General features: G+C 64.7%; 16 protein-coding genes and 3 tRNA genes. 8 read left to right on the forward strand and 11 right to left on the reverse strand.

The features are described 5' to 3' along the window. The first annotated feature begins 28 nt into the window (after positions 1 to 28). The 4 genes from purB to purS are packed head-to-tail and all read left to right on the forward strand — an operon-like array spanning position 29 to position 3,336. The gene (gene purB, locus IPG14_RS00860) at positions 29 to 1,321 is read left to right on the forward strand and encodes an adenylosuccinate lyase (protein ID WP_343384644.1); all 1,293 of its coding nucleotides are present in this window, start codon (positions 29 to 31) and stop codon (positions 1,319 to 1,321) included. Then, positions 1,318 to 2,133 (forward strand): glycerophosphoryl diester phosphodiesterase membrane domain-containing protein, encoded by an 816-nt coding sequence (locus tag IPG14_RS00865; RefSeq protein ID WP_343384645.1) that lies wholly within the window; start codon positions 1,318 to 1,320, stop codon positions 2,131 to 2,133. The genes purB and IPG14_RS00865 overlap by 4 nt, the downstream gene beginning before the upstream one ends. Then, on the forward strand, positions 2,126 to 3,016 hold the full coding sequence (locus tag IPG14_RS00870) for a phosphoribosylaminoimidazolesuccinocarboxamide synthase (RefSeq protein WP_343384646.1): 891 nt from the start codon (positions 2,126 to 2,128) through the stop codon (positions 3,014 to 3,016). Before IPG14_RS00865 ends, IPG14_RS00870 begins: the two co-directional genes overlap by 8 nt. Further along, complete coding sequence (gene purS / locus IPG14_RS00875) at positions 3,013 to 3,336, forward strand: phosphoribosylformylglycinamidine synthase subunit PurS (RefSeq protein WP_343384647.1); 324 nt, start codon at positions 3,013 to 3,015, stop codon at positions 3,334 to 3,336. Before IPG14_RS00870 ends, purS begins: the two co-directional genes overlap by 4 nt. 58 nt (positions 3,337 to 3,394) lie before the next feature. On the opposite strand, the gene IPG14_RS00880 is transcribed toward purS, so the two are convergent. The 10 genes from IPG14_RS00880 to argF form a co-directional block, all read right to left on the reverse strand. Then, on the reverse strand, positions 3,395 to 4,774 hold the full coding sequence (locus IPG14_RS00880) for a hypothetical protein (protein WP_343384648.1): 1,380 nt from the start codon (positions 4,772 to 4,774) through the stop codon (positions 3,395 to 3,397). 142 nt (positions 4,775 to 4,916) lie between these two features. Next, on the reverse strand, positions 4,917 to 5,537 hold the full coding sequence (locus IPG14_RS00885) for a GNAT family N-acetyltransferase (protein ID WP_343389764.1): 621 nt from the start codon (positions 5,535 to 5,537) through the stop codon (positions 4,917 to 4,919). Next, entirely contained in the window at positions 5,534 to 5,980 is a 447-nt protein-coding gene (locus IPG14_RS00890) for an NUDIX hydrolase (RefSeq protein ID WP_343384650.1), read from the reverse strand. Before IPG14_RS00890 ends, IPG14_RS00885 begins: the two co-directional genes overlap by 4 nt. After that, a complete protein-coding gene (locus IPG14_RS00895) occupies positions 5,977 to 6,918 on the reverse strand; it encodes a HEAT repeat domain-containing protein (protein WP_343390615.1) in 942 nt (313 codons plus the stop codon). Before IPG14_RS00895 ends, IPG14_RS00890 begins: the two co-directional genes overlap by 4 nt. A gap of 15 nt (positions 6,919 to 6,933) precedes the next feature. Next, on the reverse strand, positions 6,934 to 7,953 hold the full coding sequence (locus IPG14_RS00900; RefSeq protein ID WP_343390616.1) for an NAD(P)H-dependent glycerol-3-phosphate dehydrogenase: 1,020 nt from the start codon (positions 7,951 to 7,953) through the stop codon (positions 6,934 to 6,936). Continuing rightward, positions 7,928 to 8,551, reverse strand: a complete 624-nt coding sequence (gene plsY / locus IPG14_RS00905) for a glycerol-3-phosphate 1-O-acyltransferase PlsY (RefSeq protein ID WP_343390617.1) — start codon at positions 8,549 to 8,551, stop codon at positions 7,928 to 7,930. The genes IPG14_RS00900 and plsY overlap by 26 nt, the downstream gene beginning before the upstream one ends. Next, a complete protein-coding gene (gene der, locus IPG14_RS00910) occupies positions 8,548 to 9,894 on the reverse strand; it encodes a ribosome biogenesis GTPase Der (RefSeq protein ID WP_343384654.1) in 1,347 nt (448 codons plus the stop codon). The genes plsY and der overlap by 4 nt, the downstream gene beginning before the upstream one ends. Continuing rightward, a complete protein-coding gene (locus IPG14_RS00915) occupies positions 9,891 to 11,216 on the reverse strand; it encodes a CdaR family protein (RefSeq protein WP_343390618.1) in 1,326 nt (441 codons plus the stop codon). Before IPG14_RS00915 ends, der begins: the two co-directional genes overlap by 4 nt. Further along, positions 11,213 to 12,028: a diadenylate cyclase CdaA gene (gene cdaA, locus IPG14_RS00920; protein ID WP_343384656.1), complete on the reverse strand. Its 816-nt coding sequence runs from the start codon at positions 12,026 to 12,028 to the stop codon at positions 11,213 to 11,215. The genes IPG14_RS00915 and cdaA overlap by 4 nt, the downstream gene beginning before the upstream one ends. Positions 12,029 to 12,090: 62 nt before the next feature. Then, on the reverse strand, positions 12,091 to 13,023 hold the full coding sequence (gene argF, locus IPG14_RS00925; RefSeq protein WP_343390619.1) for an ornithine carbamoyltransferase: 933 nt from the start codon (positions 13,021 to 13,023) through the stop codon (positions 12,091 to 12,093). Between the two features lie 139 nt (positions 13,024 to 13,162). On the opposite strand from argF, the gene IPG14_RS00930 reads away from it, so the two are divergent. The 4 genes from IPG14_RS00930 (at position 13,163) to IPG14_RS00945 (ending at position 13,711) form a co-directional block, all read left to right on the forward strand. Further along, on the forward strand, positions 13,163 to 13,345 hold the full coding sequence (locus IPG14_RS00930; protein ID WP_343390620.1) for a hypothetical protein: 183 nt from the start codon (positions 13,163 to 13,165) through the stop codon (positions 13,343 to 13,345). Positions 13,346 to 13,391: 46 nt separating this feature from the next. Next, positions 13,392 to 13,467, forward strand: a tRNA-Trp gene (locus tag IPG14_RS00935). Between the two features lie 71 nt (positions 13,468 to 13,538). Continuing rightward, positions 13,539 to 13,624 (forward strand) — tRNA-Leu (locus IPG14_RS00940). A 13-nt stretch (positions 13,625 to 13,637) separates the two neighbouring features. Continuing rightward, positions 13,638 to 13,711 (forward strand) — tRNA-Cys (locus tag IPG14_RS00945). A gap of 102 nt (positions 13,712 to 13,813) precedes the next feature. On the opposite strand, the gene msrA is transcribed toward IPG14_RS00945, so the two are convergent. Continuing rightward, positions 13,814 to 14,476, reverse strand: coding sequence for a peptide-methionine (S)-S-oxide reductase MsrA (msrA, locus tag IPG14_RS00950; protein ID WP_343391040.1), 663 nt, complete (start codon positions 14,474 to 14,476; stop codon positions 13,814 to 13,816). Positions 14,477 to 14,479 lie beyond the last annotated feature (3 nt).

Genomic DNA, 14,479 nt, shown 5'->3' on the forward strand with positions numbered 1-14,479 from the left:
TGGCATCCGTTCCCGGTACCATGTGAGCGTGATCCCCCGCTACTCGCGCCCCGAAATGGCCGCCGTCTGGAGCGACCAGAATAAGTTCCAGCGATGGCTCGATGTCGAAGTCGCCGCTGTGGAAGGTTGGGCGGAGCTCGGCCAGGTGCCGAAGGAAGCAGCCGCGAAGATCCGGCGGGACGCTGGATTCGACGTCGGGAAGATCGACGAGTACATCCGCATTACGCACCACGATGTGACGGCATTCCTTCGCTCCGTCGCCGAGACGCTGGGGGAAGAAGGCCGTTACGTGCATTTCGGCCTCACCTCCTCTGATGTGTGGGATACGGCGACGGGGCTCCAGCTCCGCGACGCCTGCGACATCCTGCTGAAAGACATTGATGCGCTTTCCGCGGTCCTGGAGAAGCAGGCTGTGGCCCATCGCGACACCCTCTGCACCGGCCGCACTCACGGCGTCCACGCCGAACCGACAACCTTCGGATTGAAGCTGGCGGTCTGGGTCGACGAGATGCGGCGCAACCGCAAGCGCCTCGAATCCGCCCGTGAAGCGGTGGCAGTCGGCGCCATTTCCGGGACCGTGGGGACGCACGCTTCGTGCCCCCCTGAACTCGAGGAGATCGTCTGCAAGCACCTCGGACTGGGGATCGAGGCCGCCTCAACACAGGTCATCCAGCGCGACCGCCACGCGCAGTTCGTGACGACGCTTGCGCTTATCGGCGCCTCGCTGGAGAAGTTCGCGACGGAAATCCGCGCACTTCAAAAGACTGAGGTGCGCGAGGCGGAAGAACCGTTCGATGAGGGCCAGACGGGCTCCAGCGCCATGCCCCACAAGCGCAACCCGGAACTCTGTGAACGCGTCACCGGGCTTGCGCGCATCCTTCGCGGCTACGCGGTGACCTCGATGGAGAACGTTGCGCTCTGGCACGAACGGGACATCTCACACTCTTCGACGGAACGGATCGTCTTCCCCGATGCGACGCTGGTGCTGGACTACATGCTGACGATCTTCACCGGGGTGATGGAGCGGCTAACGGTGTTCCCCGAGCACATGCGCGAAAACCTGGAACGCTCGTACGGCCTCGTGTTCTCGCAGCGGGTACTGCTTGCGCTGATCGAGACGGGACTCAGCCGCCAGGATGCCTACGGCATCGTCCAGCGCAACGCGATGCAAGCATGGAAGTCGCGCACTTCGTTCTTCGACCTCCTGCTGGAAGATCCCGAAGTCACGGGCCGGATCTCGGAGGAGCATCTGCGCGGCATCTTTGACTACGGCTTCTACCTGACGAATATCGGCGCAACTTTCGAGCGCCTGGGCCTGTGAACCCGGAGGGCGCGCCACCGGTACTCGTGGTCACTCCGCCCAGCGCACCCAGGGCACAGCCGACATGGCGCCAGGCGCTTCGTCTCGTCCGGTCGAACCTGAAGGCGACGATGCTCCCGCTGGCGGTGATCGAGCTTCCGCTGAGCATTCTCGGGGCGGCGTTCTACTTCTACCTGTACCACGACCTCTACCCGGCCGCCGACTTCGAATCGTTCAGCCGGCTGGATTCGTCGCCATCGGGCTTGATCCTCGCCCTGTTGCTCCTGATGGCAGTCTCGATGTTGTTCAGTCTCGTTGGCGCTGGAGCGACGATCGTCGCTGTGCGGAACCTCCTGGAGGGCCGGCCGGTGAGGTTGGCCGAATCATTGGACCCCGCATTCACGAGGATGGGGGGACTGCTCGTCCTCGGGGCGATGTTCTACCTGCTCTTGCTCGCGACGGCTGCCGGAATCGTCGTCGTGCTTTACTTCATCATCCGTTGGGGGCTGGCGATCCACGCCCTCGTGCTCGACGGGACGGGACTGGGTGGCTCCCTGAAGGTCAGCTGGCGAACGCTGAAAGGGAGAATGCTGCGGTTCATCGGCGTCCTGCTGACGGGCGTACTCGTTGCGATCCTGGTCTTCACGGTGGGGACAATTGTCTTCGCCACATTCCTCGCACCGTTCAGTGCCGACCCGAGCCGAACTACTTCGCTGGTCGCCCAGTCGATGGGCGTCATCCTGTTCGGCTTCGTGTCTGTCCCGACGGGGGCCTACCTCGCGGCGGCCACGACGATTTTCTACATCTCAGCGAAGGAGCAATCCCGTGCCTGATGTCCTCCTTGAGTCGCAGCTGCCCGGGCGGACCTACCGGGGCAAGGTGCGGGACACGTACGATCTCGGCGACAAGATGCTCATCGTTGCCACCGACCGGATTTCGGCGGCGGACATGGTGCTGCCCGCAGGCATCCCAGAGAAGGGCCGCATCCTCACACAGCTCTCAGCGTGGTGGTTCGACCGCATCAAGGAGGTGGTACCGAACCACTTCATCGCGGTCATCGGGCCGCAGAACAAGCACATGGTGCCTTTCGAACTCGGGCCGGAGTACTACGGGCGTTCGATGCTGGTGAAGAAGGCGAAGCGCCTGAACGCCGAGTGCATCGCGCGGGGTTACATCTCCGGCTCCGGGTGGAAGGACTACCAGCGGACGGGTGCCATCTGCGGCATCCCACTGCCTGAGGGCCTGCGCGAGTCGGACCGGTTACCCGAGCCCATTTTCACGCCAAGCACAAAGCCCGAGGTTGGCCACGACGAGAACATCTCCTACGACCAACTGGAGACCATCGTGGGTGAAGAGGCCGCGAACGCGATGAAGCTGCGGACACTCGCCGTGTACGGTTACGCCCACACAGTGGCCCTGGAACGCGGAATCATCATCGCCGACACCAAGCTCGAGTTCGGGTACTGGAACGAAGAGGTCATCCTCATCGATGAAGTACTCACACCTGACAGCAGCCGATTTTGGCCGGCAAACGAGTACCGTCCGGGTGGGCCGCAACCGAGCTTTGACAAGCAGCCAGTTCGCGATTGGCTTTCGAGGAGCGGCTGGAAGGACGGCGACCCACCACCACCCGTGCCCGCCGAAGTGGTCGCCGCGACGACCGAACGCTACCGCACCGCGTACAAGATGCTGACTGGCCAGGAGCTACCCGAATGAGCAAGAAGAAAGACAACAAGAAGAAGACCGCCAGCAAGGCGGAGAAGGTGAAGGCTCCCGCGAAGGCAGGCGCTTTCCTCGCCAGGGTGTACGTCTCACTCAAGCCGACAGTGAACGATCCGGAAGGCATCACGATCGGCGGCGCGCTCGGTTCACTGGGGTTTGATTCGGTCACCGGCGTGCGTTCGGGGCGGTTCTTCCAGGTGACCCTCACTGCGGCCGATCCAAAGACGGCTGTCTCCCAGGTGGACCAGATGTGCAGCCGCCTGCTTGCCAACCCCGTCATCGAGACCTACTCGTTCGAAGTCGTGAGGGCATAGGGTCCGCTGTCGGGATCCTGGCGAAGGCTTGCGGGAAGGTGATAGCTGGAGCGATTCCCTACCGCGTAACCGGTCCCGGATCGACGGCGAAGTAGACCTCGCAAGCGCGGCGGGCGGCGCCGGGTTCGAGGACCGCCGGACGCTTCACGAAGCGCGACTCTTCGATGATGAGCTGGAGCACGTCTCGCGGGTGACAGCTCCGGAAGTTGCCGTTGCTCGCACGGCGGACCATCTCGACGGCGACTTCTATGCCGGGTGGCGTTGTCTCGACACCCATCGCATCGGCGAAGCGGCGGAAGATCTCCGCCATCTGCTCAGGCGTCGGTTCAGGGATGCGGATCTTGTACGGGATCCGGCGGAGGTGGGCCTCTTCAAGCATGGTCTTTGGTTCGAGGTTGGTGCTGAAACAGATCGTCGAGCGAAACGGGAAGGTGATACGTTCGCCCGTCACGAGCGCCATGGTGTCCTCGCCACGTTCGAGCGCCGCGATCCAACGGTTGAGGAGGGCGTGGGGCGAGACCTGCTGCCGCCCAAAGTCGTCGATTGCGAGCAATCCGCCGTGCGCTTTCACATGAGGCGGCGCCTGGTGGTAGCCGAGGGCGGGGTCGTACGAGAGATCGAGGTCCTCGTGGCGGAGTTCGCCGCCGACAAACACGAACGGACGGCGGATCCGAAGCCAGCGGCGGTCGAACTGGGAGGTAGCGTCGGCGGTATCGTCTCCCTCGACGAGCTGGTGAACGAGATCATCGTAGAGCCGGATGATGTGGCCACTCACGTAGACGGCCATTGGCATGAGGGTCACGCCCTGGATTGCCTCACTCGTCAGTTCGAGAATCGTGGTCTTCCCGTTTCCCGGAGCTCCCCAGAGCATCGCCGGACGGCCGGACGTGAGCGCGAGACAGACCTTTGCGACCACGTCGCGTGCGAGGACGAGCTGCTGCAATGCGCGAGCAAGCCTGACGGGATCGGGTGCTCCGATTTCCGTGTCACGTTCGAGGATGCGGAAGTAGTCCTGGATGGGGACAGGGACCGGGCCGACATACTTACTTCGGCCGAAAGCGTTTTCGGCTTCGTGCATGCCCAACTCGGTGAGGCGGTACTGCCATTCGGTCTCGAGGCGGCCTGATGCGGATGTCGTTTCAACGAGCCGCTGACGCCTGAGTTCATCGAGCGCTTCGCGGGCGACGCCGGGGCTTACACGCATCGAATTGGCGACGCCGACCGGACTTGGGACGGTGATTCGGTACAGCGTCTTGAGGGCGAGGTCCTCGATGAATCGGTCGGGCAGACCGAGTTCGTGGACATGGTCTGGCGCACCAGGGAGCGAGGGCAGAGCCCGGAGGTGCGCGGGCGCCGGCCGGGGCGCGTTACGGGGCTCTTCTTCGAACTCTTGCTGCATTGCGAGGTTCCCGGACGTGCTTGGGTACGTCTGCTCCATAACACCTTCTCGCAGCACGACCCCCAAACACGGGCCGGAGTGCGTTGCTCTACAAGGAATGTCGGCATTCGGGGGCGTCTGCCCAGACCGCACCGGTGCATGGCGCCGGACCGGGGAGTGACAGCGGGGTGGACAGGCGGTGTCAGGGGTCTTGCGAGCCAGTCGCGGGGGTGTGGTGCGGTTCTTTCGCACCGGCCAGGCTGAACCTGCCCTCCATCTCCCAGAGGAGCCACCACTCGCGCCGAACTTCCATGCGCAAGAGGACCTGCCCATCGCGAATCACGCGCGCCGACTCGTGAAACCCCACAGCCCGGAAGGCACGGATGGCGCGCTCGTTCCATTCCAGCGCGTGCAGGGAAACGCTACGCAGCGGGCGATTGTGCCAGACCCAGCGCAAGAGGAGGATCAGCGCTTCGCGGCCGAAGCCGTGTCCGCGTTCTTGCTCTTCGCCGAGCGAGATGCCCAGCTCCGCCGAATCACCGCCAGCGGCGAAGTTGTAGAGCATGAGGGTGCCGATGTGGCGCCCGTCGGCCGCATCCAAGGCGAACTGTTCGCGGTCGTTGCGGCCGTAAGCAAGCTCGTAGGCGAAGGCATCGAGGAACCGTTCGAGGGGCTCTTTGTTCGGTGCCCGGCCGTCGAATCGAGCCGTCTCCGGGTCGCTTCGCCAGCGGAACTCGTCGGGGCCATCCGCCGGCACACGAAGCCGGATGCGGACATTCGGCCCGGCGGCAAGGATAAGTGGGCCGAGCGGCGGCGCGGTCATAGGTCGATCGGTTCACCCAGCTTGCGCGCGGCCTCGGCGATGAGGCCGCGTTCGCCCTCGTAGGTGAGCTTCTCGTACGCCTCCGCCGCGGGGAGCCAGCGAACCTCGTCGAACTCATGGTCATGGTGCGAGACATCGCCACCCACGGGTTCCATCATCCAGTGGTGGACCTGCTTGTGGTAGCGGACACCTCCGGCGGTGAACCAGTACTCGATCGAACCAAGCCGCTCGCCGAGCCGGACTTCCAGGCCGGTCTCCTCCTGGACCTCGCGAAGGGCGGTTTGTTCGATCACCTCGCCGGAGTCAGGCGTCCCCTTGGGCAGACCCCAGATGCGGTCCGCACGGCGACCACAGACGACGACCTCAATCCGGTCGCCGGGCCCGCGGCGCCAGACGACGCCGCCCGCGGAAACCGCCTCGTGGATGGGGAGTCTCCGGCTCATTCGTCGTCCTCATCGTCGGCAACGGGCTCGCCAAAACGCCGGAACATCTGCATATCGGCGGCAAGGCCGAGAGCGCTTTCGAGAGCCTCTTCCATGCCTTCCGGAGCATCGGGTGCGAACTCGTTGAGCAGGTCCACTGCAGCTTCCCCGCCAATCTCGCCGAGAGCCTCGATGACGGCAAGGACGACTTCCGGGTCGTCATCGGCAAGGGCCTCTCCCAGGGGAGCGACGAGGGTTTCGGAGCCGAGCGCTCCCGCCGCCAACACCGCTTCGAGACGCATCTCAACCTCCCCGGAGTAGAGCTGGTCGGCAAGGTATTCAGTCCAGCGTTCCTGTGCCGACGCCCCCATCGCCCGGATGGCGGCGACGCGTAGCTCTCGCTCGTCGCTTTCGTAGGCATCGAGGATACGCTCGGCGACCCAGTCCTGGGTGAGCGCGCCGGCCGCTTCGAGGGCAGCGGCCCTGACGCCGACCACCGGGTCATCAGCGGCGGTGCGAAGGGCCGACGTCACCGCCGCCGCGGTCACGCTGTCCAGTTCCGCGGTCTCGACGGCCTCGACGAAGCCCTCGAGCGTCAGGGCAGCGGCGGCCCGGACGCCTGACCCGATGTCGTCCACTGCGAGCACGGCCAGACGGCGGGCGACGGAGGAATCTCGCGACTCCCAGAACACCGCCACAGCGCGTTCGCGAACCTCGGGCTCGGGGTCATCGAGAGCGAGCTTGCCGAGCGCTTCGAAGTTCCGATCCAGGTGTACATCGGCCAGTTCTCCGGCCCGTTCGAGCAGCAGCGCACGTGTAGCAACGGGCAGTCCCTGCCAGTGTTCGCGAACGAGTGCGGCTGCGGGCCGGTCGAGATCGGAGAAGGCTCCGAACTCCGGCACGGTAAGTTCGTGGCCATCGGCGAGCATCTCCAGGAGCCGGGCCAACGATTCGCGCATCGACCGATCGTACCATCAGGAGGCCGAACCGGCCTCCGGGCGAAGCGGCCGCGCGAGGAGGCTGAGCATGGCCTCCGCCACCGTCTTTTCTCCTGCAACGACGGCCGCCACTTCCGCGCAGATGGGGAGCTCAACACCCGCTTCGCGGGCGAGTTCGAGGGCGACACCGGAAGTGGCTATTCCCTCGATCGCTTCGCCGATTTCGGTCCGGGCCTGGTCCACGGTCCTTCCGCCCGCGAGCAATTCACCGAAGCGGCGGTTGCGGCTGAGCGGGGAAAAGCAGGTCGTGGCGAGGTCTCCGACGCCGGCGAGCCCCTGGAACGTGAGCGGATCGCAGCCGAAGGCGACGCCGAGCCGGGCCATTTCTGCCAGCCCGCGGGTCATGATTGTCGAAACCGTATTGGCGCCGAAGTCGAGCCCCCAGGCGGCGCCAGCCGCAATCGCGATGACGTTCTTGTAGGCTCCGGCGAGTTCGACGCCGGTGAGATCGAAGCTGGTGTAGATGCGAAACGCCGGTCCCGCGAGCGCACGCTGCCAGACTTCGGCGGTTTCCTTCGAAGCTGAGGCCACGACGGCCGCGGCCGGAAGTCCGCGCGCGATCTCGTGGGCAAGGTTTGGCCCGGAGATTGCCGCGACCAAACCCGGGGGCCATCCGAGTTCCCCGAGAACCTGGCTCATGCGGAGCCCGCCGGTATGGTCGATGCCTTTCGCCGCCGAAAGCACGGGGATGTCGCGGGCGAGGCCTGACGTAGCCACCGAAGCGCGCAGCGCCTGGGCGGGAACGGCGATGATGGCGCCATCGAGGCCCGGCGGGGCAGGGACCGGCTGCACGTGAACATCCCGGGGCAAATGGAGCTCGGGCAGACGGGCCAGTCCATGCTCCTCGCGTACGGAGTCCGCCTCCGCACTCGTGCGAGTGAGAAGGACGACATCGTTGTGGTTGGCGTGGAGCAGCCATGCGAGTGTCACGCCCCAGGATGTCGCGCCGAGGACAGCGAAGCGGCTCATCTCAGCCTGTGGCGGGACTGCCGCCACCCTGTCCGATTTTCGGCTCGGTGCCGTCCAGCAGCCGCTTGATGTTCGGGATGTGCTTGTATTCGACAAGGGCTGTGGCGAAGACGGCGAACACGACGTACACCCACTCAGTCCAGCCGAAAGCTGCTGCGACGGCCATTAGCGCGGCACATAGCGGCACGCCCACAACAGACATGACGGACACGTAGCGAGTAGCGATCACCAGGACGGCGCCGATCACCGGGAAGCCGAGTGAGACCAGAGGGGCGAGCCCCAGCACGCCGCCATAGGTACTGGCAACTCCCCGGCCCCCGCGGAACCCGGCGAAGACCGGCCAGATATGCCCGACTACGGAGGCGCACGCGCCGGCCACCGCCGCTCCATCGTTATCGAAGACGAGGCGACCGACCAGGGCGGGGACGGCGCCCTTCGCGACATCAAGGATCATCACGAGGCCGGCGGGGATTTTCCCGGCAGTGCGCAGGACATTCGTCGTGCCGGTCTTGCCGCTCCCTGAATCCCGGATGTCACGCCGTAACCAGAGGTACCCGACGATGAGGCCCCACGGTAGAGAGCCCATGACATAGCCAAGGACGATGGTTACCGCGTAGTCGGTCACGACCGGGCATCATCCGCGCTTCTTGCCCTGAACACCAGCTTGATGGCTGTGCCATCGAAGTCAGCGGCTTCGCGAATACTGCGCTCCAGGTAACGCCGGTAGCTGAAGTGGACGAGCTTGGGGTCGTTGACGAAGAGGATGAAGGTAGGGGGGTCGATGCCGGCCTGCGTCGCATAGAGCAGCTTGAAGCGCTTGTTTTGCACCAGGGGAGGGACGTGGTCGCGGATCGCCTTGTTCAGGGCACTATTGAGTTCCGCGGTCGTAAGCCGGCGGCGCCGGGCGTCGCGGGCGACCAGTGCGAGCTTCAACAGGTCGCGGGTCCCCTGGCCAGTCAGCGCTGAGATGAAGGTGACCATCGCCCAGGGCGCGAATGTGACACGCCCCCGCATCTGAGATTCAGCCCACGCTCGCCGCTCCTCCGGGTCTTCCCAGAGGTCCGTCTTGTTGACCGCGATGATCAGGCCGCGGAGGTGCTCCATCGCGATTCCGGCAATATGCATGTCTTGCGACGTCACACCATCGGTCCCGTCGACGACAAGGACTGCCACATCGCAGCGCTCAACGGCGGTGGTGGTACGCATGACAGAATGCAACTCAACGCCCTTGCCGAGCTTGCCTGGCCGGCGGATCCCGGCGGTGTCGATCAAGAGAAATGAACCCTCCGGGGTGTCCACTTCCGAGTCGATCGCGTCCCGCGTGGTCCCGGCGACATCGCTGACGATCACGCGCTGTTGGCCCAGGATCGAGTTGACGAGCATCGACTTGCCGACGTTCGGCCGCCCGATGATCGCGACTCGAACGCGATCGCTTTCGACCAGCGTTGTGTCGGCGGGGAGGAGCTTGATCACTTCATCGAGCAGGAGGCCAACGTTTATGTCGTGCATAGCGCTGACCGGCATCGGTTCGCCCAGGCCAAGCGAGGATGCCTCGGCGATCCCCGTCAGCTCGCGGCGTTCGTTGTCCGCCTTCGTCGCGACGACGAGGGTTGGCCGGTTTGCCCGCCGAACAACCTCTGCCATGTCGTAGTCGCTGGCGGTGAGGCCGTCGCGGGCATCGACGCAAAAGAGCACAACGGCAGCGCCGTCCATGGCCGTCTTGATCTGCTCGACGATGAGCGGCGCATAGACGTTCTCGGCATCGGTTTCGTAGCCCCCGGTGTCGATAAGGCGGAAGCGGACATCCTGCCACTCGACATCAGCCTCGACGCGGTCGCGCGTGGTGCCGGGTTCGTCTTCCACGATGGCCCGGCGCTCTCCGTAGACGCGGTTGAACAAGGAAGACTTGCCGACGTTCGGCCGGCCAACGATGACAACGCGAGAAAGGACATCGGTTACTGCAGTCATGGTCCTGTTCCCAGTGTTACAGGGATTGGCGCTGGCTGCTCGGCGCGGATGCCGAGGCCCTGCAGGTTGGGAGGCACGCTGACCGTCACCGGGTAGAGCCCGGGGCCGGCGAGACCTCCGGCGAGCGAGACCGTGGCGGTGATCGACTTTGGCGTGAGCTTATCGAGTTCGGGGAGGGGGCCAGTGAGCTGGACCGACACACGCACGACACTAGTGATGACGAGGCCGCTCGGCTGGTCGGTCGGGACCGGCGCCAACTGAAGAAGGACGGCCCCGCAGGGACTCGCTGCCGCGCCACCTGGGCACTCGATCGGCTTCACTTCTATCCGGACCGACACCTGCCGTCTCTCCAGCGAGAGGTTCTCCTGCTGGACATCGATGTTGCGAGTCAGCCGGATCTCACTGGTGGCATTCGTGAGAGGGATGGGCTCCGTACGCAACTCGTTGAGGCTCGCCATCTTGTCGGCCGGGCCCGAAACCGAAATCACGGGCGGTTCGATGATGACGCTTGTGACGTGGTAACCGGGTGCGACCTGGCCCGTCGTCGTCACCGCCACCGGTATGGAGCGCTGAACGAACGCCTGCCGAACCGTGTACGTAACTTTCCCGCGTTCGGGGGAGAGATTCGTCACGGCCACCTCGCCGCCAGTCAGGGAGCGCGCGCGGAGCTCGCCTTCGAAGACATTGGAACCTTCGCGCAGGGCACTCAGGTTCACATCGAGCTCGACCGACACGACGTTGTCGATCCTGTCCTGCAGCCCGCTGACCTTGACGGTGAGCGGCTCGATCTTCTGGTCGGTCACTTCGAATCCCGTTGCGAGCTGCCCGCTGGGGCTCAGGCGGACTTCGAACTCGGCTTCGACAAGAGGTTCCATCGTGACCGAGATAGTGGCCGGGCTCACTGCAAGGACCTTCACTCCATCGCGCCTGGAGACTACCCGCACCTGGACTTCCGTCGGCGTGTTCGCGGGGATGCCCTTGACGTCGATGGTCGCCTCGAAATCATCATCGGATAGGTTCACCAGGTCGCCCTCGCGGCCTTCGACCTCGACAGAGACTCGGGATTCGCTGTTCGGGACGAGGTGATCCGTGTTGACCGCCTGAACGAGGATGGAGGGCGGCGCGCCTTCGAGCGGGTAGGAGGCGGTGACACGTGGATTCTCGACATCCTGGATGACGAACCATGTGCCGAAAGCCGCAACGAGGCTGAAGAGCGCCAACACCCAGTGCCGGTACAGGTTCAGGAATGATCCACGGGCGACGCTCGCGACGGCACCCGGGAGCGATGCCCTGGTGTTGGCCTTGCGACTGGCGGTGCTCATACGGGCGGCTCTCCGGCACGGGCGTTGGCCGCGGTGCCAGGTTCCAACACCCATTCGAGGACCGCTTTCAAGCCGCGCTCATCCGGCACGTGCGTGAGCCGGCCGTGGAGCGCGACGCTGATGTCGCCGGTCTCTTCGCTGACCACCACGGTCAGCGCGTCGGTAGCCTCGGTGATACCGATGGCCGCCCGATGCCTGGTCCCGAGGTTTCGGTCGAAAGCCGGGAGCTCGTTCGCGAGCGGGAGCACGCAGCCGGCAGCGACGACGCGCTCGTCCCGCAGGACGACTGCCATGTCGTGCAGGGGCGAATTCGGATAGAAGATGCCGGCGAGGAGTTCGGGTGAAACCCTCGCATCAACCGGGATGCCTGTTTCGATGACGTCCTGGAGGCCGGTCTCGCGTTCGAGCACGAAGAGGCCTCCATGCTTCTCAGCGGACATTCGGCCGGCAGCCTTCACGACTGAATCGATGACATCTTCATACCTCGCGGGCGTGAACCATCCGCTCACACCGGTGCGGCCCAGGCGATCTAGCCCTCGCCGGAACTCCGGCTGGAAGATGATCGCGGCGCCTATCAACAGTGCGGTCACCGAGTTCTCGACCAGGTAGTTGATGACCGTGAGATCGAGCGCCCTGCCGAGGACCACGAAGACAAGGAAGAGTGCGAGCATCCCGCGGAGCTGCGTCATTACGCGCGTGCCACTCATGATCCGGAGGAGGGTAAAGATCACCGCGGCGATCAACAGGATGTCGACCGCGCTCGTCCAGTCGAACTGGGAAAGGACTTCTCGGAAGTGCTGCGTGTCGGGCATAGCGAATCAGGTCGGCCGGGGCGCCGAGCGGCATTGTAGGCCCCCGGAGCGGGTCGCCGTGATCATCCCACCTCGCCGGCCGCGCCAAGCAGGAAGGTCGCGACAGCGGCCTGGGCCCAAACGCGGTTCTCGGCCTGGTCGAAGATGATTGATTCCTGGCTTTCCATCGCTTCGTCGGTGATTTCGTCTCCACGGTGGGCGGGGAGGTCGTGCATGACGAACGCGCCGGGCGCTGCCTTGCTCATCAACTCCATGTTCAGCTGGTAGCCGGTGAAGGCGATTCGCCGGCGTTCGGCTTCGCGCTCCTGGCCCATGGAAGTCCAGACATCGGTGTAGACCGACTGGGCGCCGGTCGCAGCCTGTGCAGGGTCGTTTACGAGGGTCAGCCTGCCGCCGCTTGCCTGCGCGCGGGCGGTGGACTCGGAGACCACCTCTTCCGGGAGGCTGTAGCCCTTCGGCGCGGCGATTCGCACGTCCATGCCGAGAGCGGTAGCGGTCAGAGCGAGGCTGGTGGCGACGTTGTTTCCATCACCGATGTAGGCGATGGAGAAGCCTTTGAGGTCACCCACTTTCTCCTTCAGGGTGAGCAGATCGGCGAGCGCCTGGCAGGGGTGTTCCTCGTTCGTCAGGGCGTTGATGACGGGGATGCCGGAGTACTCGGCGTACTCCTGGACGATCTCCTGGCCGAAAGTCCGGACGGCGACGATGTCGACGTAGCGGCTGAGGACGCGCGAGACGTCCTTGATCGCTTCGCGTTCGCCGAGCCCGACTTCCTGTGGGGCCAGGTAAATCGTCTCGCCTCCGAGGTGGCGCATTGCCACCTGGAAACTCACACGCGTACGCAACGACGGCTTCTCGAACAACAATGCCAGTTGACGGCCGGCAAGAACCGGCTGCGGACGCTTCTTCAACGTGATCGCGAGGTCCAGCAAGAAGCGAGTCTCGCCGGCGGTGATATCCGCCGATGAGAGGAGATGCCGTGGGTTCGGTTGCATCCAAGGAGTGTACGGCCTTGCCGGGTTAATGCTGAACGTCCGAGTCCGCCACCAATTTGGCAGGCTCTCGCAGTGTGTGAACAAATACCTATGAAGTTCGAGCCATTCCCTGCCGTAATTCTCAGCAGGAGACACACCCGTGGCCGACCACACCATCATCAAACCGCGCTGGGAACGAAAATTCGCCGAAGGCAAGATGTTCGAACGGATGGAGTGCGACCGCTGCCGGGCGCCGTTTAACTTCTCACAGAGCCCGCGCGCGACGCGCATCCCGCGTTGCCCGGCGTGTGGGAGCATGGCCTCGCATCGCCGGGCGGCGTAGGCGCTGTTTCCTGTTCGGCGTTCCCTGCTAATGTAGATATTCGCGCAGGGGTGTAGCTCAGCTGGTAGAGCAGTGGCCTCCAAATCCACCGGTCGCGGGTTCGAATCCTGCCGCCCCTGCCAGACCTTTCGCTTCGGCCTTCCCTCACGCGGCTTGCCGCTGGGCCGGGGCAATTCGTACCATGCGTATCCGGGCCCAGGTGGTGGAACGGCAGACACGCTGTCTTGAGGGGGCAGTGTCCTTTTGGGCGTGTGAGTTCAAATCTCACCCTGGGCACCATTACTTTTCACACGGCGCCATGGCCAAGTGGTAAGGCAGAGCTCTGCAAAAGCTCCACCGCCGGTTCGAATCCGACTGGCGCCTCCAAGACACTCCAAGGGCTCCCGCAAGGGAGCCCTTCTTGATTTCCGGAGGTTTGGCATGGGGGCGTGCCTTCCGCGGACGCATGCCCGGCCCAACCGGGGACAACTAGCTTGTGGGTGCATCCCGGCCAGACCCGGGATAGCCGACCTGGCAGAATCCGTGGTTGCAATAGCCGTAAGGGTTCGCCTCCAGGTACTGTTGGTGGTTCGGCTCGGCGTAATAGAACGGCCCGGCCGGGACAATCTCGGTGACGATCTCACCGAACCCGGCGGCAGTTAGTGACTGCTGATAGCGTGCCTTCGATGCCCGCGCCTGGGCCTCCTGTTCCGCGTCGGCGAAGTAGATCGCGGACCGGTACTGCGTGCCGATGTCGCCTCCCTGGCGCATCCATTGGGTCGGGTCGTGGTTCTCCCAGAAGACTTTCAACAGGCTGTCGTAAGCGACGGCGGCGGGGTGGTATACCGCGACTGCGACCTCGGCGTGGGCGGTACGGCCAGAGCAGACCTCGTCGTAGGTCGGGTTGGGGGTGATGCCGCCCTGATAGCCGACGAACGTGGAGTAGACGCCGGGAACGTTCCAGAGGAACTTTTCGGCGCCCCAGAAGCAGCCCATGCCGAACGATGCAAGCCTGCAACCCTCGGGCCACGGTCCTACGAGCGGTGTCCCGAGCACAAGGTGGCGGTCGGGTACCGGCATCCGTTGATCGCGCCCGCGAAGGACGTGTTCCGGGGGCGGGAACTGGACGTGGCGGCGTTGAAAGAGCTGCATGGT

The sequence above is a fragment of the Candidatus Amarobacter glycogenicus genome (assembly GCF_016704105.1).
Lineage (GTDB): Bacteria > Chloroflexota > Dehalococcoidia > Tepidiformales > Tepidiformaceae > Amarobacter > Amarobacter glycogenicus.